Origin of the sequence: Pseudomonas sp. Irchel s3f7, assembly GCF_900187615.1 — a bacterium.
Taxonomy (GTDB): domain Bacteria; phylum Pseudomonadota; class Gammaproteobacteria; order Pseudomonadales; family Pseudomonadaceae; genus Aquipseudomonas.
This window is the reverse complement of the sequence record NZ_FYDO01000001.1, coordinates 204,075-228,954: the sequence shown is the minus strand read 5'-3', so window position 1 is coordinate 228,954 and position 24,880 is coordinate 204,075. Positions and strand designations below refer to the sequence as shown.

Here is a 24,880-nt window from a genome sequence, read left to right as displayed (position 1 = left end):
GGTCAGCCCTTTTTCGTGATCGGTGGTTTAGATGCCTCGTCACGGGTCACCTCGCGGTACCAGAGTTCATGGTGTTTCTTCGCCCAGGGACGGCTGACCCAGCCATGCAGCATGGCGCTGACCGAACCCTTGATCCAGAGTCCGGCGTAGATGTGCACGATGATGCTCAGGATCAGCACGAACCCGGCCAGCGCATGCAGCAACATCGCCCAGCGAATCGAGGTAATGCCGAAGTACTCGCTGAAATACGCCCGCCAGATCACCAGACCGCTGAACAACAACACCAGCATGCACAGCAGTAAAGTCCAGAACAGCAGCTTCTGCCCGGCGTTGTATTTGCCCACCGCAGGCACATCTTCCTCGTCATTGGCCATCACCCGATCGATCCGCCTGAGCCACAGGCGATCATTGGCAATGAAGAAGTTGGCGCGCCAGAAGCTCAACACCAGACCGAGGAAAAACACGAACATCAGCACCCCCATGAACGGATGCAGAATCCGCGTCCAGGGTCCGCCGCCGAACAGGTTGCTCAGCCAGAACAGCGCCGGATGGAACAACGCCAGCCCGGACAACCCGGCCATCAGGAACAGAATCGCCACCAGCCAGTGATTGGTCCGCTGGTTGCTGGTGTAGCGCAGGATGGTCTTGTTGCTCATGGCCTGTCCTCCCCGCGTGGATCGAAGGTATGGACCGCCGGATCAACCTCATGCACCGAGGTGTCCGGTGGACTGGGGTGCTCATCTTCCCCGACCCGGTTCGGCCCGATGCGCACATAGTGGAAGAACCCGGCCAGCACCGCTGCCCCCATGGCCAGCAGCGCCAGGGGTTTGCTGATGCCCTTCCACAATCCTACCAACGGGCTGATCGCCGGATGATCAGGCAACCCGGCATAAATCCGCGGCGTGTCGGCGTGGTGCAACACGTACATCACGTGGGTACCGCCAACGCCTTCGGGGTCGTACAGGCCAGCATTTTCAAAGCCGCGACTCTTGAGGTCGACGATGCGCTCGGCGGCATGTTCCTTCATGTCGTCCTTGGTGCCGAACACGATGGCGCCGGTTGGACAGGTCTTCACGCAGGCCGGTTCCAGCCCCACCGCCACCCGGTCCGAACACAACGTGCATTTGTAAGCTTTGTGATCCTTTTGCGAGATGCGCGGAATGTTGAACGGGCAACCGGTGATGCAGTAGCCGCAACCGATGCAATGATCCTGATCGAAATCGACGATGCCATTGGCGTGCTTGATGATCGCACCGGGGCTGGGGCACGCCGCCAGGCAACCGGGTTCGGCGCAGTGCATGCAACCGTCCTTGCGGATCAGCCACTCCAGGTTGCCGGCGTCGGTTTCGTGCTCGGTGAAGCGCATTAACGTCCAGGTTTCCGAGGTGAGGTCTTGCGGGTTGTCGTAGGTGCCATGGTTATGGCCGACCTCGTCGCGCAACTCGTTCCATTCCGAGCAGGCGACCTGGCAGGCCTTGCAGCCGATGCATTTGGTGGTGTCGATCAGCTTGGCGACTTCGTCCACGCCGCGCACCGAGGGCGCGGGTGTGGTGGTGGCCGAGCGGGCGATGATGTCTTGGCTGGCCATTTAGACTTTCTCCACGTTGACCAGGAATGACTTGGATTCCGGGGTCTGTGTGTTGCCATCGCCGAGGAACGGCACCAGGGTGTTGGTCAGGTAACCGTGTCGCGTGAGGCCGGTGAAACCCCAATGCAACGGGATACCGATCTGGTGCACCACCTGATTGTTGACCTGCAGCGGACGAATCCGCTTGGTCACCACCGCCACCGCTTCAATGAAACCGCGCTTGCTGCTGACCCGCACCCGGTCACCGGCGACGATGCCTTTCTCCTTGGCCAGCACTTCGCCAATTTCAACGAATTGCTCCGGTTGGGTAATCGCGTTGAGCTTGCAGTGCTTGCTCCAGAAGTGGAAATGCTCGGTCAACCGGTAGCTGGTGGCGGCGTACGGGTAATCCTTGGCCACGCCGAGGGTTTCCCATACCGAATCGAAGATTCGCGCGGCCGGGTTGCTGGTGGCTTTCTTGTTTTGCGGATGCAGCGGGTTGATGCCGATTGGCGTCTCGAACGGCTCGTAGTGTTCGGGGAACGGGCCTTCGTTCATCTTGTCGACGGCGAAGAACCGCGCCACGCCTTCGGGGTTCATGATGAACGGATTCATCCCCGCTTCCGGCGCCACGTCGGCCTTGTAGTCCGGCACATCGGTGCCGCCCCAGGCCTTGCCGTTCCACCACACCAGGCGTTTTTTCGGATCCCACGGCTTGCCGGACAAATCCGCCGAAGCGCGGTTATAGAGAATCCGTCGGTTCGCCGGCCAGGCCCACGCCCAACCTTGATGCTGATGCATGCCGAACGGATCGTTGTTGTCACGACGCGCCATCTGATTGCCCAACTCGGTCCAGCTGCCGCAGAAAATCCAGCACCCGGATGCCGTACTGCCGTCGTCCTTGAGTTGACCGAACCCGGCCAATTGCGCGTTGCCCTTGATCGCCGCGCCCGTCGCGTCGGTGAAATCCGTGGTGGCGTAGCCGTTGATTTCCTTGGCCAGTTCTTCCGGTGAAGGCTCGTGAGCAATCTTGTACGGCCACGACAGTTTCAGCATCGGATCGGGGTATTTTCCGCCCTCTTTCTCGTATCGCTGGCGCAGACGCAGGAACAGTTCACACATGATCCGTATGTCGGTGCGCGCTTCGCCGGGGCCATCGGCGCCCTTCCAGTGCCATTGCAACCAGCGGCTGCTGTTGACCAGAGAGCCGTCTTCCTCGGCGAAACAGGTCGTGGGCAAGCGAATGACTTCGGTCTGGATCTCGGCGCTGTTGACGTCGTTATACGGCCCGACCTTTTGCCAGAACTCCGAGGTCTCGGTGGCCAGCGGGTCCATCACCACCAGCCATTTCAGCTTGGCCAGTGCCGCCATCACCCGGTTTTTATCGGGCAGCGCGGCGATGGGGTTGAAGCCCTGGCACATGTAGCCGTTGACCTTGCCCTGGCCCATCAGGTCGAACACCTTGAGGATGTCGTAGTTGGGAATGTCCAGCTTCGGCAGGTGGTCGTAGGCCCAGTTGTTTTCGACCGTGGCATTGGCGCCGTACCAGGCTTTCATCAGGCTGACATGGAACTTGCCGTAGTTCTGCCAGTAGGACAGCTGCCCTGGGCGCAACGGTTTTTGCGTGCGCTTGACGATGTAGGCGTTGTAATCCTGCTCGGCATCGGTGGGCAGCGTGAGGTAGCCCGGCAGCGAGTTCGACAGCAGGCCCAGATCGGTCAGGCCCTGGATATTGGAGTGCCCGCGCAAGGCATTCACGCCCCCGCCCGGCATGCCGACGTTGCCCAACAGCAGTTGCACCATCGCCGCGCTGCGGATGATCTGCGCGCCAATCGAGTGCTGAGTCCAGCCCAGGGCATAGAGAATCGTCATGGTCTTGCCCGGTTGCGAGCACGTGGCGATCTCTTCCCAGATTTTTTGCATCGCATCGACCGGCATGCCACAGATCTGGCTCGCCAACTGGATGTTGTAGCGGCTGTAGTGCTGCTTCATCAGTTGATAGACGCAACGCGGGTCTTGCAGGGTCGGGTCGACTTTGGCGAAGCCGTCTTCACCTAGCTCATAACCCCAGCCGGACTTGTCGGTGTACGTCCGTTTGGCCGCGTCGTAACCGCTGAAAATCCCGTCCTCGAAGCCATACCCGGCTTTGACGATGAACGACACGTCAGTGTAATTGCGCACGTATTCGTGCTGGATCTTGTCCTCGGTCAGCAGGTAATTGATCAGCCCGCCCATGAAGGCGATGTCGGTGCCGGTGCGGATCGGCGCGTAAAAATCGGCCACCGAAGCGGTCCGGGTAAAACGCGGATCGACCACGATCAGCCGGGCGTTGTTGTGCGCCTTGGCTTCGGTCACCCATTTGAAGCCGCACGGATGCGCTTCTGCTGCGTTGCCGCCCATCACCAGAACCAGATTCGCGTTAGCGATATCGGTCCAGTGGTTGGTCATGGCACCACGGCCGTACGTCGGGGCAAGACTTGCCACCGTCGGGCCGTGTCAGACACGCGCCTGGTTATCAAACCCCAGTATGCCGAGACTGCGAATGACCTTGTGGGTGATGTAGCCTGCTTCGTTGGACGCCGCCGAGGCCGCGAGGAACCCGGTGGTGAGCCAGCGGTTCACCGTTTGGCCCTGGGCGTTTTTCTCGACGAAGTTGGCGTCGCGGTCGGCCTTCATCAGGTCGGCCACGCGGTCCAGTGCTTCATCCCAGGAAATGCGCGTCCACTCGGTGCTGCCGGGCTTGCGCATCTGCGGGTATTGCAGGCGTCCGGGGCTGTGAATGAAGTCCAGCAGGCCTGCGCCTTTGGGGCAAAGGGTGCCGCGGTTGACCGGGTGGTCGGCGTCACCTTCTATATGGATGATGTTTTGCGCGACATTCTTCGCATGATCGCCCTGGCTGTACATGATCAAACCGCAACCGACCGAGCAATACGGGCAGGTGTTGCGGGTTTCATGGGTGTGGGCGAGCTTGAAATGACGCACCTGTTCGGCAAAGGCAGCCGTTGGGGCCATGCCCAACGCGCCAAGGCTAGAGCCTGCAAGGCCGATACCGGCGACCTTGAAGAACTGACGACGGCTGAGATCCATCGTGCACTCCTGATCAGGTGGAACCCGGTACATGGCCGGGTCTTTTTGAACAACCACGGTGGCGGCAGTCTGAGTGCCGACACTTCAACTTTAGCCAATGCTGTCGAATTCACCATGACAACCGACCGTCGGACAAAATCAGCTTGCTGCGAAGACCCTTGTGGGAGCGAGCCTGCTCGCGATGGTGTGTCAGTTGACATCAGCGTATCTGACCCACCATCGCGAGCAGGCTCGCTCCTGCAGTAGGTTGGCGCTTATCATTGGCGCATGTTCAACCCCGCCTTACGAGACCGCGCATGACTTTCGACTTTGATCAGGTGTTCGACCGCCACAACACCGGCAGCACCAAATGGAGCCGCTACCCGGCCGACGTGTTGCCGATGTGGGTCGCCGACATGGACTTCGCCGCGCCGCCGGTGATTGTCCAGGCCCTGCAAAAACGCCTGGAGCACCCGATGGTCGGCTACAGCGTTGCCCAGGACGACTTGCGCGAAGCGATCGTCGCCGATCTCTGGACCAAGTACGCCTGGCGCGTCGAGCCGCAAGAGCTGATCTTCCTGCCGGGGGTCGAGTCGGGCTTCAACATGGCGCTCAAGGCGCTGGTACAGGCACAACAGAATGTCGTCGTGCAGGTTCCAAACTATCCGCCGCTGCGCCATGCGCCGGGGCATTGGGGGCTGAACAAGGTAGAGCTGAGTTTCGATTCGCTGCCGGACGGCACCTATACCACGCCGCTGGCAACGTTGAGCGAATCCTTGCAGGGCGGCGGCGCGCTGCTGCTGAGCAACCCGCACAACCCGTTGGGCAAAGCCTTTCCCCGGGAAGAGCTGCAAGCCATTGCCGATATCTGCATGGAGCACGACGCCTGGATCATCTCCGACGAGATCCACGCCGAGCTGTGCTTCGACGGCCGCACGCACATTCCGATGGCCACCCTGAGCCCGCAAATCGCCCAACGCACCATCACGCTGATGTCGGCGAGCAAGGCCTACAACATCGCGGGGCTGAAAACCTCGTTCATGATCATTCAGGACCGCCACGTGCGCGAGCGCGTCAACCACGCCCGATGCGGCATGGTCGACAGCGTCAACCCGCTGGGCATGGAAGCCACTCGCGTGGCCTACAGCGAAGCGGCGCCTTGGCTCGCCGAGTTGAAGGTTTACCTGCAAGGCAACCGCAATTACCTGGTCGACGCCGTGCGCACCCGTTTGCCGGGCATCACCATGAACGTTCCGCAAAGTACCTACCTGGCCTGGCTGGATTGCTCGGCGCTGGGGCTGGACAATCCGCAGCAGTTCTTCCTTGAACAGGCCAAGGTCGGCCTGAGTGCCGGACTGGATTTTGGCGATGACTGCAAGCAGTTCGTGCGCCTGAACTTCGGCTGCCCACGCTCGCTGCTGGAAGAAGGCCTGGCGCGGATGGAGCGCAGCTTGCGCAACCTCAAGGCCTGATTCTCCCCGAAGCCCCCCGCTACCCCCCCCCTGTAGCAAGCTTGCTCGCGATGGCGGTATCACAGTCAACATTTTTGTTGATTGACACACCACTTTCGCGAGCAAGCTTGCTCCTACAGGTTCTTGTGTGTGTCATTAAATCGATGCTGTTACGCGGTGGAATAATTGAACCCGTGGCGACCTCCAGGGCTCAACACCCTATAGGTCTTGATACCTGGAGGTCGTCATGTCCGCGCCCGTCTTCAAGCTGTTCACTCAACCGAACTTCGTCTGGACGGATATTCGCCAGGAAGAGGAAGCTCATCGCTGGATGTCACGTACCTTTGAGTCCATGCCCACGGTCAATCAATGCATCGGGTTTACCGCGCTCAACGTGCTTACCCCTGAGTCCCTGCGCGCTACAGTCAGTTGATGGACTTCACCGCCTGGGTGGCGGTGTTGGGTGCGGTGTTGCTGACACTGGCACTGACATCGTCTTACCTGCGCTGGCTGCCGGTGACCACTTCCGCGGTCTGCCTGGTGCTGGGTGTGGTTATTGGGCCGACTGGGCTGGGATTGCTCAGGCTCGATATCAAGGAAGCGGCGTTCTGGATGGAGCATCTGTCCGAAGTCGCCGTGCTTTTTTCACTGTTTGTCTGCGGCTTGAAACTGCGCTTGCCCCTTCGCGACCTTCGATGGCGAGTGGCATTCATCCTGGCGGGACCGGTGATGGTCCTGACCATTATCGGTGTCGGCTTATTGCTGCACTTCGGTTTTGCATTACCGTGGGGACCGTCGCTGTTGATCGGGGCGATCCTGGCGCCCACCGACCCGGTGCTGGCCTCACTGGTGCAGGTCAACGATGCCAAGGACTACGATACGGTACGGTTCGGGCTGACGGGCGAGGCTGGTCTCAACGACGGGATCGCCTTCCCCTTTGTCATCCTCGGGTTGCTGCTTATGCAGCACAGCGGCGACACGTACGCCTGGCTTGATAACTGGGCATTGAAGCAACTGTTGTGGGCATTGCCCGCAGGTTTGCTGACCGGGTACTGGATGGGGCGCGGCATTGGCCGCCTTACGCTGTTCATGCGCATCAGGAATGCCGACAGCACCTTCTCGCCCAATGATTACCTGGCCCTTGCCCTGATTGCCTTGGCCTATGTCGTGGCCGAAGCGATTCAGGGCTACGGTTTTCTCTCGGTGTTTGCCGCTGGCCTGGGGTTGCGTCAGGCCGAGGTCAGGACAGCGGGCGATGCCCACACACCGGCGGAGCATCTGGTTAAAGCGGTGGTAGGCCATCAGAACGTCGAACCCGAGGACGCGGTGCACGGTGACGTCGACAACCTTGAGGAATCTCAGGTTGCGGCCGGGATCATGATGGGCGATATGCTTTCATTTGGCAGCTTGGTGGAGCGCGCCATGGAAGTGTTTCTGGTGACGCTGCTGGGGGTGGTGCTGATCACCCACTGGGACTGGCGAGCCCTGGTGATTGCGCTGGTGTTGTTCGGGATAATCCGCCCCCTGAGCGTCGCGCTGATGCCGTGGGGCCGGTTGATCGATGGCCCGCAACGCCTGCTGATCGGCTGGTTCGGTATCCGCGGCATCGGTAGTTTTTACTACCTGTTCTATGCGTTGAACCATGACTTGATGCCGTCGGTCGCGACGTTATGCGCCGATATCACGCTCTCGGTCGTGGCGCTGAGCATTCTGGTACATGGCATCAGCACCCAGCCGATGCTGGCCCGCTACGAGCGGCGCAAGCGCCGTGTCACTTCATCGCCCGGGCGATGATTTCCACCAGGTTGAGCTGGGTAAACGGTTTGGACAGCCGGGGTAAATGAGCCGCAAACCCCTCAAGGCGCTCGGCATAACCGGTAGCGAGGATGATTGGCAACGCAGGATTCATCAGGCGGATGGCGTGGGCCAGTTGCGCACCACTCATCTGCGGCATGGCCATGTCGGTGATGACCAGATTGATATCCGGTTCGCTGTCGAACAGCTCCAGAGCCCGGGCCCCGGAAGCGGCACTGACGACCCGGTGTCCCAAGTCCTCCAGCAACAGGCTCGTACTGGTCAGTACCAGGCTGTCATCGTCCACCACCAGCACACACAGGCGAGGCACCGTAATGGCCGCCTCCTGCACCGCCGGTTTGGCGGCAGAGCCGTTGGTGGCAACCGGCAACCAGAGCTCGGCGGTCGTGCCAAAGTCCTTCCGGCTTTTGAGGATAAAGCGCCCACCCAGTTGCTCAATGAACCCATGCACCATCGACAGTCCGAGCCCTGTGCCTTTGCCGACACCCTTGGTGGTAAAGAACGGATCCATCGCAGAGGCCAGCGTGACTTCGTCCATGCCCTCCCCGGTATCGGTCACATCCAGGCAGACATAGCGCCCAACTGCCAGGGATGAACGGCTGCTTTCAGCGACCTCCTCTGTTCTTGCACTGATCAGGATTTTTCCGCCGAGGGGCATCGCATCCCGGGCGTTGGTCGCCAGATTGAGCACGGCCAGTTCCAACTGATTGACGTCAGCCAGCACGGGCTCCAGATCCCTTGGAAAACGGATCTCGACTTCCACAGAAGGCCCCAGCGAACTGCGCAACAGTCCGGAAATACCTTCGATCAGCTTTGGCAGCTGTACCGGTTCGGATTTGAGTTCCTGTCGCCTGGCAAAGGCCAGCATTCGCTGGGTCAGGGAAACGCCTCGCAAGGCGCCTTGGGTTGCGTTGTCGATCAGGCGGATGAGTTTTGAATCGTCTGTCACGCGTTTGCGCACGATTTCCAGATTGCCGAGGATCACCGTCAGCAGATTATTGAAGTCATGGGCGATCCCGCCGCTGAGCTGACCGATTGCCTGCATTTTCTGCGCCTGGAACAGCGCTTCGCGAGTGGTCTCGAGTGCTTGTTGGGCTTGCGTGACTTCGGTGATATCCCGGGTAATCTTGGCAAACCCGAGCAAGGTCCCGGTGTCGCCCCAGATCGGGTCCACGACCACATGGGCGAGGAACCGCGTACCGTCCTTGCGCACCCGCCAGCCTTTGTTTTCAAAGCGCCCCTCTCGAACAGCGACCTCCAGCGTGCGTTGCGGCTCGCCGGCAGCGCGGTCCTCGGGGGTGTAGAACATCGAAAAATGCTGGCCGATGACCTCCTCGGGAAAATAGCCCTTGATGCGCTGAGCCCCCGGATTCCAGTTGGTCAGCCGTCCATCCGGGGCAAGCATGTAGATCGCATAGTCCGTCACGCTTTGCACCAGCAGGCGAAACTGTTGCTCGCTTTGCTTGAGCACTTCTTCGGCCATTTTGCGGTCGGTCAGGTCCCGAGTGATCTTGGCGAACCCCAGCAAGGTGCCCGACGAGTCGCGAATCGGGTCGATCACCACATGGGACCAAAAGTGCGTGCCGTCCTTGCGCACCCGCCAGCCCTCACCTTCGAAACGCCCTTCAGTGAGAGCCGTGTCAAGCGCGCGCTGGGGCAACCCGGCACGGCGATCGTCTTCGGTATAAAAACGCGAGAAATGCTGGCCGAGAATCTCGGCTTCTTCATAGCCCTTGAAACGCCTGGCGCCAGCGTTCCAGCTGGTGATGATGCCATCGGGATCAATCATGTAGATCGCGTAGTCGATCACTGCATCGATCAGCAGTCGAAAGCGACTGTCGTCGATTGCGTTGGACCTGGTTCGATCTTCACTCATGGATGCGCCACCTGATTGTTTCTGTGGAGTATGCGACAAACCACCAAATTGGAAAGCTCGATTAACCGCGAACGGTAACTCGCATGAAAGTCTTCACCTGGTTGTCGCGGTCAATCGGAGTGTAGACAGGCCATGGGATCGCTCACATCGCAGGGTAAAGAGGCGAAGTAGAAATCGACCACCAACGGGGCAACAACTGCCTGACCTTGCCCTCGCCAAAGCGGTCATCAATCAACATCACCACCCCTTGATCCTGCTGGGTGCGAATCACCCGCCCCGCCGCCTGAACCACTTTCTGCACACCGGGAAACAGGTAGGTGTAGTCGTAACCGGCACCGAAGATCGCCGCCATACGATGTTTCAACTGTTCATTGACCGGGTTGAGTTGTGCCAGCCCCAAGGTGGCAATGAACGCACCGATCAGCCTCGCACCGGGCAAATCAATACCTTCTCCGAACGCCCCGCCGAGCACCGCGAAACCGACGCCTTGACCGTCGGCGCTGAACTGGTCGAGAAACTGCTGGCGTTGCTCTTCCGCCATGCCTCGGGACTGCGACCATAACTTGATATGCGGATGCCTCTCGCCCAGCAACTGCGCCACCTGCTGCAAATAATCGAAGCTGCTGAAAAACGCCAGGTAATTGCCGGGACGTTCGGTGAACTGCCTGGCGATCAGCGCCACTATCGGTTCAAGGGATGACTGGCGGTGAACGAACCGCGTGGAGATCTGGCTGACGATGTGTACTTGCAGTTGGTCGGCGTGAAACGGTGATTCAACGTCGATGCACACCGTGTCTGCCGGGGTACCCAGCAAATCGGCGTAATAGTGTCGGGGGCTGAGGGTCGCGGAAAACAGCACGGTACTGCGGGCAGCGGTCAGGCGGGGACGGATAAACCCCGCAGGCACCACGTTGCGTAAACACAACTGCGAGAGCGGGCGTTTGCGGTCGAGATCGCGCTTGCTGATATCGAACAGAAACTGCTCATCGAACAACTCGGCCACCCGGCCAAATTGCAGGATGTCGAAATAGAAGCTTTGCAGTGCGCTATCGAGTCCCAGGGGGTGATCGTTCAGATAGTCGCCAATGCTGGCGCTGCACGAAGACAATGCCTGAAGCAGTTTTTCCGGGGCCTTGTCATAGGCCTGATAGATGCCGATTTGCAGGTTATGCAGCGCATTCCATTCACGATTGACCCGTTGCAAAGGCTTTTTCAGTGCTTCGGGTGCCGATTTTCGCACGTCATTGAGTGCTGCTTGATCAAGGCTGGCGCTGTACATCTGGCGACCACGCTCCACCAGGTTGTGAGCCTCGTCGACCAGCACCGCGACTTTCCAGTTATTGGCCTGCGCCAATCCGAACAGCAAAGCGCTGAAATCGAAGTAGTAGTTGTAGTCGGCAACCACGACGTCCGCCCATCGCGCCATTTCCTGACTCAGATAATACGGGCAGACATCGTGCGCCAGGGCGACTTCGCGCAAGGCCCCCTGGTTCAACAGGCTCAACTGGCTGGCGGCCTGACGCGCCGCCGGCAGACGATCATAGAAGCCGCGAGCCAGCGGACAGGATTCGCCATGACAGGCCTTGTCCGGGTGTTCACAGGCCTTGTCCCGGGCGATCATTTCCAAAACCCGCAAGGGTGGCGCATCGACGCCTTCAAGAATCACCTGGGCGGCATCCAGTGCCAATTTTCGCCCCGGGGTCTTCGCCGTGAGAAAAAACACCTTGTCCAGTTCCTGCGGCGCCATAGCCTTGAGCATGGGAAATAACGTACCAAGGGTTTTGCCGATTCCTGTTGGGGCCTGGGCCATCAGGCAGCGGCCGGTGCTGACGGCCTTGTACACCGACTCGGCGAGGTGACGCTGCCCCGGTCGAAAGTCGGCATGGGGAAAGGTCAACTGTTGCGCCGCCCGATTGCGCCTTTCGCGATGGGCCATCTCCTGCTCGGCCCAATGCAGGAACCGCGCGCAATGCGCCTCGAAAAACGCTTGCAGCTCATCGGCGCCAAACGCTTCGGCCAGACAGGTTTCCTTCTCGCTGACGATATCGAAATACACCAGCGCCAGATTGATGTGTGCCAGATCGAGTTTTCGGCACATCAGCCAACCGTAGATTTTCACCTGGGCCCAGTGCAACTCCCGGTGGTTGGCGGGTTGCTTGCTCAAGTCGCCACGGTAGGTCTTGACCTCTTCCAGGCAGTTTTGCGCCGGGTCATAGCCGTCCGCCCTGCCCTTGACGGTCAATGTCTGAAAGCATCCTTCAAGGGCCACTTCGTTTTGATAGCTATCACTGCGACGAGACGCCACCGTGCGATGCCCGACAATGCCTTCCAGCGCTGTCGGTGACGGAGTGAAACGCAGATCGAGGTCGCCGACCTTGGCTGTGAACTCACACAGCGCCCGTACCGCAATGCTGTAGCTCAAGTGTCCGGCTCCGCCCATTGCACATAGCAGACGGCAATCGGCATCTGGTGTTCATGGCAGAATTCGAGCCAGCGAACCTGGTTGTCCTGAAGTCGATCCCCCGGCCCCTTGACCTCGATCATGCGGTAGGTCTTTTCCTGCGGCCAGAACTGGATCAGGTCCGGCATGCCGGCACGGTTGGCCTTGATGTCCAGCAACAGGCGGTTGAACCAGTGTTTGAGGTGCTCGGCAGGCAAGCAGTCCAGAGCCTGTTCGAGCAGTTCTTCGCTGAGCACGCTCCAGAACACGAACGGCGACTGCACGCCCCATTTGCTGGCATAGCGTTCGCGAATGGTCTGGCGGTAACGCCCGTCGTCGAGTTCATCAAGGCACGCCTGAAACAACGCTGCCCGACGGCCATGGAAGTCTTCGTTCAGCAAATCCACGGGCCCGCGCTGGAACGGGTTGAAAAAGGCCCCCGGCAACGGCGCAAAAATCGCCGGCCAGCACAGCAGCCCGAACAGCGAATTGATCAGGCTGTTTTCGACGTAATGCACCGGCGCCGTTTCTTCCGACAAATGCGCCTGAACATGAAACTCCACCGACAACGCCGGTTCGCCTCTGGGCAATTGCAGATCCAGCCGCTGCATGGACCGAGGTGACGCGCGTTTTATCGGCGGCCCGCCGAGCTTGCGACGTAACCTGGGCAACACGCGGAGCATTTGCTGTTGTTCGGCGGCACTTTCCGGCGCCTGTTCGGCTCGCGTCGCCAGTTCCAGGGCCAACTGGAATTCACCGCAGCGTTCCAGCACCCGAATCAACCGAGCGCGTGCGCCGGGATAGCTACATTGGCGGTACAGGTTCAAGGCCGTGGAGAAATCCGCAATGCGTTCACAGTGTTGGGCCATCTGGAACAGCAGCTTGCCACGTCGTCGTTGCAGCCAGGGGTTGTCCAACACCAACCCCGAAATCCGTTCAACCACTTCGTCCAGCGCCTCTGCGGCCTCGAACTGTTGCTGATAGTCGTGCAGCAGCAGGCAGGCATCCACATCGTCACGGCTGCGCAAGCCCCGTGAATCTGCGCAGAACTCGACTTTTTCGTAGGTGTAGACACCGAGGTCGGCCAACACGAACTCCGACCAGTCCTGATAAAGATTGCCGAAAAACATCAAGCGCAGTCGATCGCACAGGCCCATGATGGTCAGGCTGAACAAGCGCTCCTCCAGAGACGGGCACCAGTCGTTGAAGCTTTGCGTTTGCGGGAACTGTTCGCGCAATGCAGGCAGCCAATCGGTTTTTTTGCCCTTGGGCTGGTCGATGGCAGCGCTGAAACACTGGAGGATTTCCGCCTTGAGCAGCACCTCGAACAGCGTATCGATCGACAACGGCATGTGTTCATCGACCCACCCCAGTTCAAGCAGTGGTCCGGCTGCGGTGTCGATATCACCGATTTCGTCGTAATGCAGTTTGCTCGCCCTGAAGTGAATGCCTTTGCGCATCACCATCCTGACCAGGAGTGCCTTCGATTCACGGGGCAAGCGTTTGAAATCGCCAATGAAGGACTGCTCCTCGACGCTCAGCACATCGGCGTAGCGAAGCTCAAGCCAATCAAGCACTTGCATGAAGTTGTTGAGGTAATAGAACGGATCGTTAAGAGGGTTTGCAGTCACGGGTCATCGGGCCAAGGCTATCGAGTACTGGTTATGCATACAGATACCAGTTTCACTCAGTCCGGTGCAAACGGAAAAGGATCAATGGCAGCACAGTCCGCTATATTTTCAGGATGGGAGAACTTTCATCCGATCCACGACACCAATCGCGATAGCGCTGCAGCGGATCGGACTGGCCGCGCTGTTTCCTTTACGCAGGAGAGATGAACATGAACATCAAGACTCTGGGTCTACCCTTGGCAATAGCCGCTATTCTGGCGTTGGCCGGTTGCTCGACGCCAACCGTCGTAACCCTGCAGAACGGCACCCAGTATTTGACCAAGGACATGCCGAAAACCAAGACCAAAGACGGCTTCTACGAGTTCGAGGATATTTCCGGAGCGACGGTAAAGGTCAGGTCCGATGAAGTGGCTACGATTCGTCAGGAAGACTGATTTTATGGGCCGCGAGTAAAACCGACATGTTAAAGGTCACACCATTGCTGGTCTCCCTCCTCGCCGCCGCTGCATGCGCTTCGGTGAGCCTAAGTGCGGTTGCCGCCAAGCGTGCCCCCACCTTCAAGACCAGCTTCGACTGCGCGACAGCCCGTTTGCCGGTCGAGAAGCTTGTCTGCCAGGACGCTCGACTGGCACAGATGGATCTGGAACTGTCGCGGTTGTATCAGCTGGCGCTCACGGACCAACGCTCTGTTCCGCCCCCGGACAAGGTCGAAATCGACCAACGGTTCTGGATTGCCACCCGAAACCAGTGCGGCACCCAGGCAGACATAAAGACGTGTACGATCCGCAGTTATGCCGAGCGCGCCCATCAACTGCGCCAGGGCTCGGCCATTGCGAGGACCAAGGATCCAAGCCGGCAGACCGAGGGTCCGCTGGCCTTCCGTTGCGCAGGCTTGAACGCGCTCGTTGCAGCGACCTTCTTTACCGTCGAGCCGGGCGTGGTGTTCCTGGCATGGGCGAACAACTCGGTCGCCCTTACCCAGGCCCCCGGCAATCCGGGAGGCCAGTACGCGGGTAAAGATGTCAGGGGCAGTTACAGGTTTTGGCAGAACGGTAGCGACGTACTGTTCCAGGTCCCCGGTTCGGGGCAGATGAGTTGTGCGGCTGAACCCACGAGTTGATTGTCGAATTCCACAGCAATGGCAGCGGGACGTCCTGTCCCGGCTGCCTGATCAACAGTTTCAGCTACCGGTGCGAATCTTGTTCCACACCCGCGTCCGAACCCGGTCAATATTCAGCGGCATCGCCTCAAGCGCAAACAACTTGCCCATCATTTCCGGACTCGGATACACCTTGGTGTCGTTCTTGATCGCCGGGTCGATCAGGCTGTCCGCCTGTTCGTTGCCATTTGCGTAGTGCACGTAGTTGCTGACACCGGCCATGACGTCCGGGCGCAGCAGGTAGTTCATGAATGCGTAGCCGGCCTTCTCGTCCGGCGCGTCGACCGGCATGGCGACCATGTCGAACCAGATGGCGGCGCCTTCCTTGGGAATCGCGTAGCCGATGTCGATGCCGCTCCTGGCTTCCTTGGCACGGTTTTCCGCTTGCAGGATGTCGCCGGAGAAACCGACCGCCACGCAGATATCACCATTGGCCAGGTCACTGGTGTACTTGGACGAGTGGAAGTAACTGACATACGGCCGCACTTTCATCAGCAGGGCTTCGGCCTTTTTGTAGTCGTCCGGATTTTTGCTGTGAGGCGGCAACCCGAGGTAGTTCAGTGCGGCGGGCAGCAGTTCCGGGCCGTTGTCCAGGATCGCTACGCCACACTTCTGCAACTTCTCCATGTACTCGGGTTTGAAGATCAGGTCCCACGAATCCACCGGCGCGTTGTCGCCCAGCACCGCTTTGACTTTGGCAATGTTGTAGCCGATGCCGGTGCTGCCCCACAGGTACGGGAAGCCGTGTTCGTTGCCCGGATCGTTGGTCTGCAAGGCCTTGAGCAACACAGGATTAAGGTGTTTCCAGTTCGGCAATTGGCTCTTGTCGAGTTTCTTCAGCGCCCCGCCTTCAATCTGCCGGGCCATGAAGTGGTTGGACGGGAACACCACGTCGTAACCGGATTTGCCGGTCATCAACTTGCCATCGAGGGTTTCGTTGCTGTCGTAGACGTCGTAGGTGAAGGCGATGCCGGTTTCTTTCTGGAAGTTTTTCGTGGTGTCCGGCGCGATGTAGTCCGACCAGTTGTAGATTTTGACGTTTTCGGCCGCCTGGCTGATGGAGGCGACCAGCATCAATGGGGCCAGGGCGAGTGTCTTTCGGATCATGAGTCGATTCCTGAGGGTTGTTGTTATTGGCAGGCAATCAAAGGATCAAAAACCAGGCTTTTTAAAGAATCAGCACGTAGGTTTTGCGCACGGTTTCCTGGATATCCCAGATACCGAGGCTATTGGCAGGCATCATCAGTGCATCGCCGGCTTCGATGTGCAGCGGTTCGCCGCCATCGGGGGTGAAGGTGCAGCGACCCTGGATGAAGTGGCAGAACTCCTGGGCAACGATCTGCCGCCGCCAACGTCCCGGGGTGCATTCCCAGACGCCGGTTTCGACGCCGTCGTCGCGCTCGACGCTGGTGGTCGATGCCACGGCCACGGGTGTCCCCAGCGGCACGGCGACGGGGTTCGACTCTTCCAGCTTCAGGGTGGCGGTGTTCTTGAATTGCGTAATGCTCATGGGAATACCTGTCGAGAATAAAAGCCGTTAGTGCATGAAGCCTTCCATGAAACCCGCGACCCCGCTGGCCAGCTTGCGCCGCCAGGGTGCGGTGGCCGGGTTGGCCAGCGTCTGGTCTTCATGGACAAAGCTGCGGATGATCGCGTTGTAGCCGAGCCAGCGGACGGGCTCTGGCTCCCAGGTCCTGAGTGAGTCGAGACCGCCCTCGGGGATAACCCATGGCTGACGGACCCGTTCACTGTCCTGTTCAAGAATCAGGTCGGCCAAGGTGCGTCCACCGAGGTGGCTGGCCCCGACACCCTCCCCGCCATAACCGCCGGACAGCGCGATGCCATTGGCCCGATCACAGAGCATGTGTGGCTGGAACCGGCGAGACATGCCCAGATTGCCGCCCCAGGCATGGGTGATCTGCACGTTTTTCAATTGCGGGAACAACTCACCGAACAGATAGCGACGCAGCTCCTTTTCGTCGGTACTCAGGTCAAAATCGTGACGCAACTGACCCGCGAATTGGTAGCCGCCCCTGGCGCCGAAAATCAGTCGGTTGTCCGCGGTGCGCTGGCCGTAGGTCACTTGGCGGCTGGCTTCGCTGAACGCCTGGCCACGACTCAGACCGATTTCGTCCCAGGTGGCGGCCGACAGCGGCTCAGTCGCGACAATCAGGCTTTGCACCGGCAACTGATAGCGCCCCAGCGGCGGTAAGGTGACGGAGTAACCTTCCACTGCCGGCACTGTCCAGCGGCTGCGCACCGAGGCTTTCGCCGTGCGCAGGCTGCCCGACTGCCAATGGCTGACCGGGCTGTTTTCGTAGATTTTAACGCCCATGCGCTCAATGGTGCGGGCCAGCCCGCGCACCAGTTTGGCGGGGTGAATGGTCGCCACGTGTGGCGCGTAGATGCCGCCATAGGGTTTGGCTACGCGAATCTGTTGCGCCAGTTGCTCGGGGCTGAGCCAGCGGTAATCGCTTTCGTTGAGGCCTTGGCGGTAGAGGTCGTCCAGATAGGTGCGCAGGCTGGCTTCCTGCTCGGGATAGCGGGCAGCGCAATACAGCGCCCCGCCTTTGCGATAATCGCAGTCGATGCCTTCACGTTCGATGACAATTTCCACTTCATCGGGAATGCTGTGCAGCAAATCGTAGGAAGCCCGGCGATCCTCCGGCGACAAACCGGCAAGCAGGCGATCCTCACCCAGCAGGTTACCCATCAGCCAGCCGCCGTTGCGACCGGACGCGCCAAACCCGGCGGTTTGCGCTTCAACGATGGCAATGCTCAGGCCGGGGGCCTGGCGCTTGAGGTAGTAAGCCGTCCAAAGTCCGGTGTAACCCGCGCCGATGATCGCGACGTCGACATCCAGATCCTGTTCCAGCGATGGGCGCGCCAACAGGGGCTCGTCGAGCTGGTCCATCCACAAACTGATAGTGCGCCACGCCGACATGCAAGACTCCGCCACTCAAAACTTCGATGGCGTTGATCCTAGTGCGTGGCTTCAGTCGCTGTCTTGCGCGCGTGCACGCAAAGAAATTTGTTTGACGTAGGCCTTCGGTGACTGGCCGGTGTGCTGGCGGAAGCAACTGTAGAACGCGGACAGCGAATTGAAACCGGCAGCGAAGGCCAGATCGTCGATACGCAGCGGCGGCGTGGCGGCATCCAGCGCCGCGAGCAAATGCTGCAAACGGGCCTGGTTGACGTAACGGTAGAAGCTCTGGCCCAGCACTTGATTCAGCAGATAGGAAATCTGATTACGGCTGTACCCGCACTCCTTCGCCACCCGCTGCAGGTCGAGCTCCGGATCAAGATAGGGTTGCTGGCGCTGGAAATACTGTTGCAGGTCGTCCGCCATAAAGCTCAATTGACGCGGCGACAGGCCGAGCCGGCTGACGGCCGGGCGCTGATTGCCGGCGGTCTTGCTGACCGGTTGCTCACGCACCAGCGAGGCGTACTCATTGACGCGCCAGATCAGCCCGTCCTTGACGGTAATCGCCTCGCTGGCACGGAACGACACCAGCCCCTCGCCGCCGCGCAGGGTAATGCGGTATTGAATGAACGCGGTGTTGCCATCCAGGCGAATGCGATCGGAGTGTTCCAGCGCTTCGTCCGGGTCGCGCGGCATGCTGCTGCGCACGTATTCGCGCAACTCGCCCAGGCCCATGACGCGATTCTGGAAAAAATCGTTGTACTGGACGTCAGGATGATAAAGCGCCATGACGCCATCCAGATCCCGGTGCTTCCAGCGCAGGTGATAGCGCATGACCGTCTCGCCTGTCGCCTGGGTTTGCAGCGGGCCATCATCATCGGCGTGCATAACGGTCTCGACGAAAAAACGTCGAGCTTGCCCAAGTTCTGCCGAGGCATCAATGACTAAACCGGGGCTCATGTCCGTTCAACTGTCGGCATAACGTGACCTGCATCAAAAAAGTCGCAGCAATCGCTAAACGGTTTGAAGATTCCACATTTATTTCACACTGCGGTGCTACTTTTAAAGACTGTCACTGGTTGAACCAATGAAGGTTCTTCCCCCCTGGCATGAGCTAAAGGAAGCGCTCGATGAAGAAGGTGGGCAACACATGAATAAAGGGTTCAGTAAGGTCACGTTTCCAAACGCCTGCCAGCTGATGCGCTGGCATTTTCATCCCATGGGTTTCGAGGCGAGCATGGATGCGCCGGGCAGCATGATTGCCCGTCTGTTTGACCGTGCCACTGGCGAGACCATGATCGCCATAGCCGGCATTCCTTGCGCGACGGTCATGAATGCTGCGGATGTAGAGCGAATAATCGAAGCGGTGGAGGATGAGCTTGAAGCGTTCATTCCACCGGTAGCCCTCAGGAGCTATGCCTGAAGGCTGACTTCTCAATAAAAAACCCACTCATGTGGGTTTTTTATTGTCCAGTGCAAGGATCGTAGCCTGCGGCGTGCCTACCCGGCAGGCGCTGCCGAAGGCTGCGATCTTTTCGATTCACCCCGACACGTTGCCCAGCCGATGGTCGGCAAAGAAAGCCTTGCCCTTACCTATCCGGTCAGACGCCTTGGGCATGTTCGCCGCCTGGTTGTCCTGTGAATCGACATACCAATAGCAATGGCTGACAGCCCGGGTAATGCCTACGTAGGCCAATCGCAGGATCTCGTCTTTTTGAGCGCTGTCGTAAGGCTCACTGTCGCCAGCCTTGCCCAGGGCCGCCATGCGATACACCTGATTCTTGTAGGGTGAACTGGTCAGGTGCTGGCAATCGCCGAGCAGAAACACAGCGTCGGCCTGAAGGCCTTTGGCGCTATGGTAGGTCAGCTGTTTCAACCGTCGAGACTCATACGGCAAGCTAGAATCCACATTAACTACAGATTTAATATGCTCTTCAATCAATGACTTATCGCTACTTTTCCGATAAAGCATCAGGATTGAATCGCCCTTCCTGTAGTGTTCCATCAGACGCTGGGCCATGCCTTGATCATCCCGATCAAGCACGTTCACCGGCAGCAACGCCTTCGGCTCCCCACTGGCTTTGGCCTTTTTGCCGGCAATTGCGGGCGCCGCACGCACGATGTGCTCGGCCGCATCAATGATGTGCTGGTGACTGCGATAGTTGTCGCTGAGCATGACCTTGGTGGTACTCGGCGACGGGAACTCCTTGTTGAACTCCATGAAGTACGTCGGCGAACTGCCGCGCCAACCGTAGATGGATTGCCAATCGTCCCCCACGCACAGCAAGGATGAACTCTGGGCACCGCGACCGACGTGCATGGCTGGCCCTCGACTGCGAATTTCCGCAAGACTGGCCCTGATCCAGGAAACGATTTGCGGCGATACGTCCTGAAACTCGTCGATCATCAGGTGCGATAACGGCCGAAGCAGGTCATCGCTCAAAAGCTTGAGGTTTTCCGGGGAGTGCTCGCTGAACAACGCGAACATGCGGTTGTAGGTCATGACCGGCGGTTTCTGGTCAAGCAAATGATCTTCCAGGGCCCGCCAGTAAATGCTCAAGGCCTCGAAGAAAAACCGGTCTGGGTCGTCCTTGGCAAAGCTCATCTGCCCCACAGCAGCAGGTACGTCCAGGCCGAGGTTTTCGATAAACCCGGCGGCGGTGACGAAACAATCCAGCAAGGGTGTGGAACCGAGTTCGCCCTTGACCTTGTAATCGAAGCCCGGCCCCGCACTGGCATCACCGGCCAGTGAAGCTAAAACGCGCTTTGATGACTCGTAACTATCTAGCCAAATCAGTGGTTTACGACAGAAAGCTTGAAACAGGGTGCGCTTTACAGCCCACTCCGCGCGCACTGTCAGCTTGGCGTTTGGCCGCGTCACCTGGGGATTTTCCCGAGGATCGAAGCCCAATACCACCCAGGCATCCAGCGACGGGATGTAGCCATGACAATGAAATTTCGCGCCATTGATCTCGAACGACTGACGGTTGGGCTCGATCCCTTTGATCGGCCACGCACCTGCACGCAACCACAGATCCTCGACAACATCGCACAGTTCTTCATCACGCTTGGCGGCCAATTCGGTCACGCCAATCCGCTTTTGCACATCCGGGTGATCGCGCTCCAGCTCTTTGAGCTGCAAGGCATGGCGCGACAACGGCTTGATCAGCTCGCGGAAATGCTCATCCCGACTGTGCAGCTGGTGATAGCAGGCATTGAGTTGCTGGCGCTGCGCGTCATTGATGCGCAAGTCGAACGGGTTGCTGTCGACCTCTTCATCGCCGTTTTGCGTTCGAAAGCTGAGGTTCTCGAAGGCTTGCAACCGTTCGAAACCCGGCAAGCTGCGCACCATCGGCAAAATCCGCGAGTGGAAGGTGCGCACCAGATCACGCGCTTCCTTGAAGCTGATCGCCCGCCCCCAAAGCGCAAACAGTTCGATCAATTTATTGATGAAATCCTTGCGCGACTCACGGGTGAACGTCACGACCGTCATCGAACTCAGCTCGAACCCCAGATAATGCGTCAGCAGCAAAATACGCAGCACCAGGGTGGTCGATTTACCTGCCCCGGCTCCGGCAATGACCGAAGTGGATGGCGTATCGCTGAAGATCATTTTCCACTGTGCGGCGCTGGGCTGGGCATGCGGCGGCAGCCATCGGGCGACGTCGGCTTTCATGCGTTTCTTCAACTCGGCGCTCAACGGCAGGCGCCAATCGTCAAACAACAAGTCATCGACGTTCGGTGGACGGTGCTCGGTGCAGCGCGAATCGCGGATCAGCAAGACTTGCCGGCCTTCCTCCAGACCTTCGAGCTTGCCTTCCTTGTAGCCGTAATCCACACCGGCGCTGTGGCCACTGCGAAACCCGTCGGCCTGACCGTGCAACCACGACGCCCGGTGCTGTGCATGCAAGCGCGTGAGGCTGTAGCCGAAGAACCGGGCCAGCAGGCGCTTGATCAGCGGCATCTCGGCCAAGGGGCGAAGCTCGGGAGGAAGATCGGGGGTGTGTTGCGGCACGCGGACTGACTCCAGGGTGTGAGGCTGTTGAGCGCTATGGTGTCTGCATTTGCCGATGAGTTCTAGTGAAATGCTTATGACTCATTGGCTTATGCGATGAAGTGAAAGCTGTGTGAGAGTTTTTCGAGCCCGTTTAATATCAATATATTAGATAAGAATGCTGCATTTTTTACGCTTTTTATCGATGTTTGCCTGATGGATGATGGCCGTCATCAACCACCGGTCTTGCTTCGTGGCTCAGGCGCTTTGCCCCATGACGGACCTTTCAGGAGACGATCATGCTTGAACTCAGACCTTTCAATTCGCTCGGCGGTGCTCACCATGGCTGGTTGGATGCCCACCACCATTTTTCGTTCGCCGAGTACTACGATCCAAAGCGCATGAACTGGGGCAACCTGCGGGTATGGAACGACGACGTGATTGCCCCGGGCACTGGCTTCCCGCAGCACCCGCACCGGGACATGGAAATCATTACCTATGTCCGTGAAGGCGCCATCACCCACCAGGACAACTTGGGCAACAAGGGACGCACCGAAGCGGGTGATGTTCAGGTCATGAGCGCCGGCACCGGGATCGCCCACAGCGAGTACAACCTGGAAGCAACCGAGACGCGGATCTTTCAGATCTGGATCATCCCCAACGAATCCGGCCTGGCGCCGTCCTGGGGTGCCAAGCCGTTCCCGAAAGGCGAGCGCGAAGGTTTTGTGACATTGGCCAGTGGCAAGGAAGGTGACGATCAGAGCCTGCGGATTCGTGCCGATGCGCGCCTGGTGGCGGCGAACCTGAAGGCTGGCGAGTCGGCCGAGTACCGGCTGGACACTGGCCGTCGCGCCTATCTGGTGCCGGCGACGGGCGTGATTGAAGTCAATGGCTTGCGTGCTCAAGCTCGAGACGGTGTTGCGATTGCCGATGAACAGGTTCTGCGCGTTACGGCCTTCGAGGACAGCGAGATCGTTCTGGTGGACCTGGCGTGATTCGGTAAATGCGAAAAAAGGGGCAACCGTGATGGTTGCCCCTTTTTTTCGATTAACTTGTGGCGAGGGAGCTTGCTCCCGCTCGGCTGCGCTGCAGCCGCAATTTGGTGAATGCGGTGCCGTCAATAAATCGCTATCACTGAGATGGGGTCGCTTCGCGACCCAGCGGGAGCAAGCTCCCTCGCCACAACAGCTACATCAGTCACGGATCACTTCGCGGAAATGGCGCTGTCCACAAGCGTCTGCGCTTCGCCCACCAACTGCTTGAGGTGATCATCGCTGACAAAGCTTTCGGCGTAGATCTTGTAGATGTCCTCCGTGCCCGAAGGACGCGCCGCGAACCAGCCGTTTTCGGTCATGACCTTCAGCCCGCCAATCGCCTGGTCGTTACCTGGCGCATGGCTGAGGATGCTCTGGATCGTTTCGCCGGCCAGCTCGGTCGAGGTCACCTGTTGCGGAGACAACTTGCTCAACAGGGCTTTCTGCTCAGGATTGGCCTTGGCATCGACCCGTACCGAGAACGGTTCGCCCAGTTCATCGGTCAAGGCCCGGTAGGCCTGACTTGGATCGCGACCAGTGCGAGCCGTCATTTCAGCGGCCAGCAATGCCGGGATCAACCCGTCCTTGTCGGTGCACCAGACACTGCCGTCCTTGCGCAGGAACGACGCGCCGGCGCTTTCTTCACCGCCAAAACCCAGAGAACCGTCAAACAGACCATCGGCAAACCACTTGAAGCCAACCGGCACTTCGTACAGGCGACGCCCCAGGCGCTTGGCCACACGATCGATCAAGCCGCTGCTGACTACGGTTTTACCCACGGCAGCGTCAGCACGCCATTGCGGGCGATTCTGGAACAGGTAATCGATGCACACAGCGAGGTAGTTGTTCGGTGCCAGCAAGCCACCGGACGGGGTGACGATGCCGTGGCGATCGTGATCCGGATCGCAGGCAAATGCCACGTCGAAGCGTGATTTGAGGCCGATCAAACCTTGCATGGCATGGCTGGACGATGGGTCCATGCGGATCTGGCCATCCCAGTCGACGGTCATGAAGCGGAACGTCGCATCGACTTCCTTGTTCACGACATCCAGGTCCAGGCGGTAGTGTTCGGCAATCGCCGACCAGTAGCGAACCCCTGCGCCACCCAGCGGATCGACACCCAGACGCAGCTTGGCGTCACGGATGGCATCGAAGTCGATCACATTGATCAGATCGGCCACATAGGTGTTCACGTAGTCGTGGCGATGCGTCGTGCTCGCCTTCAGTGCCTGTTCGTAGCTGATGCGTTTGACACCGGCCAGCTTGTTGGCCAGCAGTTCGTTGGCCTTGGCTTCGATCCACTTGGTGATGTGGGTATCGGCCGGGCCACCGTTGGTTGGGTTGTACTTGTAGCCACCGCTTTGCGGCGGGTTGTGGGACGGCGTGATGACAACGCCATCGGCCAGGCCGGTGGTGCGTCCACGGTTGTAGCAAAGGATCGCGTGGGAGACTGCCGGCGTCGGCGTGTACTCGTCACCTTCGGCGATCATCACGGTCACGCCGTTGGCCGCCAGGACTTCAAGGGCACTGGCCCCGGCGGGAGTAGACAGCGCATGGGTGTCGATACCGACGAACAGCGGGCCATCAATGCCTTGAGCCTCGCGGTACAGGCAAATTGCCTGGCTGATGGCCAGAACGTGCCATTCGTTGAAACTCAGGTCGAACGAGCTGCCTCGGTGCCCGGACGTGCCAAAGGCAACGCGCTGGGTCGAAATGGCGGCATCAGGTTGGCCGGTGTAATAGGCCGTTACCAGTCGCGGGATGTCGACCAACAATTCTGCCGGTGCCGGTTTGCCCGCAAAAGGACTGAGTGTCATGCAAAACCTCTGGGATCGAGTGGTTCAGGAATTGGGACGGAGTTTACTGGCAGTTTGACCGTAACGCGACGGGATCGATCCAGGACGTTAGAAGATGTCATTGCGCC

19 protein-coding genes are annotated in these 24,880 nt (G+C 59.3%); 7 read left to right on the top strand and 12 right to left on the bottom strand.

Translation table 11 applies throughout. From position 1 onward, the window contains the following. Positions 1-2: 2 nt before the first annotated feature. The 3 genes from CKW19_RS01045 to fdnG are packed head-to-tail and all read right to left on the bottom strand — an operon-like array spanning position 3 to position 4,654. Positions 3-656 carry a formate dehydrogenase subunit gamma gene (locus CKW19_RS01045; protein ID WP_095056164.1) on the bottom strand — a complete coding sequence of 218 codons (654 nt, stop codon included), beginning with the start codon at positions 654-656 and terminating at the stop codon, positions 3-5. Further along, positions 653-1,588 (bottom strand): formate dehydrogenase subunit beta, encoded by a 936-nt coding sequence (fdxH, locus tag CKW19_RS01040; protein WP_095056163.1) that lies wholly within the window; start codon positions 1,586-1,588, stop codon positions 653-655. The genes CKW19_RS01045 and fdxH overlap by 4 nt, the downstream gene beginning before the upstream one ends. Continuing rightward, positions 1,589-4,654 carry a formate dehydrogenase-N subunit alpha gene (gene fdnG, locus CKW19_RS01035; protein WP_143500279.1) on the bottom strand — a complete coding sequence of 1,022 codons (3,066 nt, stop codon included), beginning with the start codon at positions 4,652-4,654 and terminating at the stop codon, positions 1,589-1,591. It abuts the gene before it with no gap. A gap of 296 nt (positions 4,655-4,950) precedes the next feature. On the opposite strand from fdnG, the gene CKW19_RS01025 reads away from it, so the two are divergent. The 3 genes from CKW19_RS01025 (at position 4,951) to CKW19_RS01015 (ending at position 7,878) form a co-directional block, all read left to right on the top strand. Further along, on the top strand, positions 4,951-6,105 hold the full coding sequence (locus tag CKW19_RS01025; protein ID WP_095056160.1) for a MalY/PatB family protein: 1,155 nt from the start codon (positions 4,951-4,953) through the stop codon (positions 6,103-6,105). 226 nt (positions 6,106-6,331) lie between these two features. Further along, positions 6,332-6,517: a hypothetical protein gene (locus tag CKW19_RS01020; RefSeq protein ID WP_095056159.1), complete on the top strand. Its 186-nt coding sequence runs from the start codon at positions 6,332-6,334 to the stop codon at positions 6,515-6,517. Then, complete coding sequence (locus tag CKW19_RS01015) at positions 6,517-7,878, top strand: sodium:proton antiporter (protein ID WP_095056158.1); 1,362 nt, start codon at positions 6,517-6,519, stop codon at positions 7,876-7,878. Before CKW19_RS01020 ends, CKW19_RS01015 begins: the two co-directional genes overlap by 1 nt. On the opposite strand, the gene CKW19_RS01010 is transcribed toward CKW19_RS01015, so the two are convergent. The 3 genes from CKW19_RS01010 to CKW19_RS01000 form a co-directional block, all read right to left on the bottom strand. Beyond that, positions 7,856-9,775, bottom strand: coding sequence for a PAS domain-containing sensor histidine kinase (locus CKW19_RS01010; RefSeq protein ID WP_095056157.1), 1,920 nt, complete (start codon positions 9,773-9,775; stop codon positions 7,856-7,858). The two genes, CKW19_RS01015 and CKW19_RS01010, sit on opposite strands and share 23 nt — an antisense overlap. Positions 9,776-9,917: 142 nt before the next feature. Further along, the gene (locus CKW19_RS01005; protein ID WP_095056247.1) at positions 9,918-12,197 is read right to left on the bottom strand and encodes an ATP-dependent DNA helicase; all 2,280 of its coding nucleotides are present in this window, start codon (positions 12,195-12,197) and stop codon (positions 9,918-9,920) included. After that, entirely contained in the window at positions 12,194-13,846 is a 1,653-nt protein-coding gene (locus tag CKW19_RS01000; RefSeq protein ID WP_095056156.1) for a VRR-NUC domain-containing protein, read from the bottom strand. Before CKW19_RS01000 ends, CKW19_RS01005 begins: the two co-directional genes overlap by 4 nt. Positions 13,847-14,055: 209 nt before the next feature. Here CKW19_RS01000 and CKW19_RS00995 point away from each other — a divergent pair, with 209 nt between their 5' ends. After that, the gene (locus CKW19_RS00995) at positions 14,056-14,280 is read left to right on the top strand and encodes a YgdI/YgdR family lipoprotein (protein WP_095056155.1); all 225 of its coding nucleotides are present in this window, start codon (positions 14,056-14,058) and stop codon (positions 14,278-14,280) included. Between the two features lie 26 nt (positions 14,281-14,306). Next, positions 14,307-14,966 (top strand): MliC family protein, encoded by a 660-nt coding sequence (locus CKW19_RS00990; RefSeq protein WP_095056154.1) that lies wholly within the window; start codon positions 14,307-14,309, stop codon positions 14,964-14,966. Between the two features lie 60 nt (positions 14,967-15,026). Here the strand turns inward: CKW19_RS00990 and CKW19_RS00985 are convergent, their stop codons facing one another. The 4 genes from CKW19_RS00985 to CKW19_RS00970 all read right to left on the bottom strand — a co-directional run bounded on the left by CKW19_RS00985 (position 15,027) and on the right by CKW19_RS00970 (position 18,816). Beyond that, positions 15,027-16,112, bottom strand: a complete 1,086-nt coding sequence (locus tag CKW19_RS00985) for a polyamine ABC transporter substrate-binding protein (RefSeq protein WP_095056153.1) — start codon at positions 16,110-16,112, stop codon at positions 15,027-15,029. Between the two features lie 61 nt (positions 16,113-16,173). After that, a complete protein-coding gene (locus tag CKW19_RS00980) occupies positions 16,174-16,515 on the bottom strand; it encodes a cupin domain-containing protein (protein ID WP_095056152.1) in 342 nt (113 codons plus the stop codon). A gap of 27 nt (positions 16,516-16,542) precedes the next feature. Beyond that, on the bottom strand, positions 16,543-17,949 hold the full coding sequence (locus tag CKW19_RS00975) for an FAD-binding oxidoreductase (protein WP_095056151.1): 1,407 nt from the start codon (positions 17,947-17,949) through the stop codon (positions 16,543-16,545). Positions 17,950-18,000: 51 nt separating this feature from the next. Then, positions 18,001-18,816 (bottom strand): AraC family transcriptional regulator, encoded by an 816-nt coding sequence (locus CKW19_RS00970; RefSeq protein WP_095056150.1) that lies wholly within the window; start codon positions 18,814-18,816, stop codon positions 18,001-18,003. Between the two features lie 262 nt (positions 18,817-19,078). Here CKW19_RS00970 and CKW19_RS00965 point away from each other — a divergent pair, with 262 nt between their 5' ends. Beyond that, positions 19,079-19,351, top strand: coding sequence for a DUF1652 domain-containing protein (locus CKW19_RS00965; RefSeq protein ID WP_034148820.1), 273 nt, complete (start codon positions 19,079-19,081; stop codon positions 19,349-19,351). 117 nt (positions 19,352-19,468) lie between these two features. Here the strand turns inward: CKW19_RS00965 and CKW19_RS00960 are convergent, their stop codons facing one another. Beyond that, a complete protein-coding gene (locus tag CKW19_RS00960; protein ID WP_095056149.1) occupies positions 19,469-21,943 on the bottom strand; it encodes a UvrD-helicase domain-containing protein in 2,475 nt (824 codons plus the stop codon). A gap of 278 nt (positions 21,944-22,221) precedes the next feature. Between CKW19_RS00960 and CKW19_RS00955 the strand changes: the two genes are divergently transcribed. After that, positions 22,222-22,917 carry a pirin family protein gene (locus CKW19_RS00955; protein WP_095056148.1) on the top strand — a complete coding sequence of 232 codons (696 nt, stop codon included), beginning with the start codon at positions 22,222-22,224 and terminating at the stop codon, positions 22,915-22,917. A 209-nt stretch (positions 22,918-23,126) separates the two neighbouring features. Here CKW19_RS00955 and pgm read toward each other — a convergent pair whose 3' ends face one another. Beyond that, positions 23,127-24,773 (bottom strand): phosphoglucomutase (alpha-D-glucose-1,6-bisphosphate-dependent), encoded by a 1,647-nt coding sequence (pgm, locus tag CKW19_RS00950; RefSeq protein ID WP_095056147.1) that lies wholly within the window; start codon positions 24,771-24,773, stop codon positions 23,127-23,129. Positions 24,774-24,880: the final 107 nt, after the last annotated feature.

What these genes read in the sequence shown, in the direction of transcription:
- CKW19_RS00985 (WP_095056153.1), bottom strand. Translation starts at nt 16,112, where the DNA reads ATGATCCGAAAGACACTCGCCCTGGCCCCATTGATGCTGGTCGCCTCC.
- CKW19_RS00980 (WP_095056152.1), bottom strand. Translation starts at nt 16,515, where the DNA reads ATGAGCATTACGCAATTCAAGAACACCGCCACCCTGAAGCTGGAAGAG.
- pgm (WP_095056147.1), bottom strand. Translation starts at nt 24,773, where the DNA reads ATGACACTCAGTCCTTTTGCGGGCAAACCGGCACCGGCAGAATTGTTG.
- CKW19_RS00995 (WP_095056155.1), top strand. Translation starts at nt 14,056, where the DNA reads ATGAACATCAAGACTCTGGGTCTACCCTTGGCAATAGCCGCTATTCTG.
- fdxH (WP_095056163.1), bottom strand. Translation starts at nt 1,588, where the DNA reads ATGGCCAGCCAAGACATCATCGCCCGCTCGGCCACCACCACACCCGCG.
- CKW19_RS01010 (WP_095056157.1), bottom strand. Translation starts at nt 9,775, where the DNA reads ATGAGTGAAGATCGAACCAGGTCCAACGCAATCGACGACAGTCGCTTT.
- CKW19_RS01045 (WP_095056164.1), bottom strand. Translation starts at nt 656, where the DNA reads ATGAGCAACAAGACCATCCTGCGCTACACCAGCAACCAGCGGACCAAT.
- CKW19_RS00970 (WP_095056150.1), bottom strand. Translation starts at nt 18,816, where the DNA reads ATGCACGCCGATGATGATGGCCCGCTGCAAACCCAGGCGACAGGCGAG.
- CKW19_RS01025 (WP_095056160.1), top strand. Translation starts at nt 4,951, where the DNA reads ATGACTTTCGACTTTGATCAGGTGTTCGACCGCCACAACACCGGCAGC.
- CKW19_RS00990 (WP_095056154.1), top strand. Translation starts at nt 14,307, where the DNA reads ATGTTAAAGGTCACACCATTGCTGGTCTCCCTCCTCGCCGCCGCTGCA.
- CKW19_RS01020 (WP_095056159.1), top strand. Translation starts at nt 6,332, where the DNA reads ATGTCCGCGCCCGTCTTCAAGCTGTTCACTCAACCGAACTTCGTCTGG.
- CKW19_RS00975 (WP_095056151.1), bottom strand. Translation starts at nt 17,949, where the DNA reads ATGTCGGCGTGGCGCACTATCAGTTTGTGGATGGACCAGCTCGACGAG.
- CKW19_RS01015 (WP_095056158.1), top strand. Translation starts at nt 6,517, where the DNA reads ATGGACTTCACCGCCTGGGTGGCGGTGTTGGGTGCGGTGTTGCTGACA.
- CKW19_RS00955 (WP_095056148.1), top strand. Translation starts at nt 22,222, where the DNA reads ATGCTTGAACTCAGACCTTTCAATTCGCTCGGCGGTGCTCACCATGGC.
- CKW19_RS00965 (WP_034148820.1), top strand. Translation starts at nt 19,079, where the DNA reads ATGAATAAAGGGTTCAGTAAGGTCACGTTTCCAAACGCCTGCCAGCTG.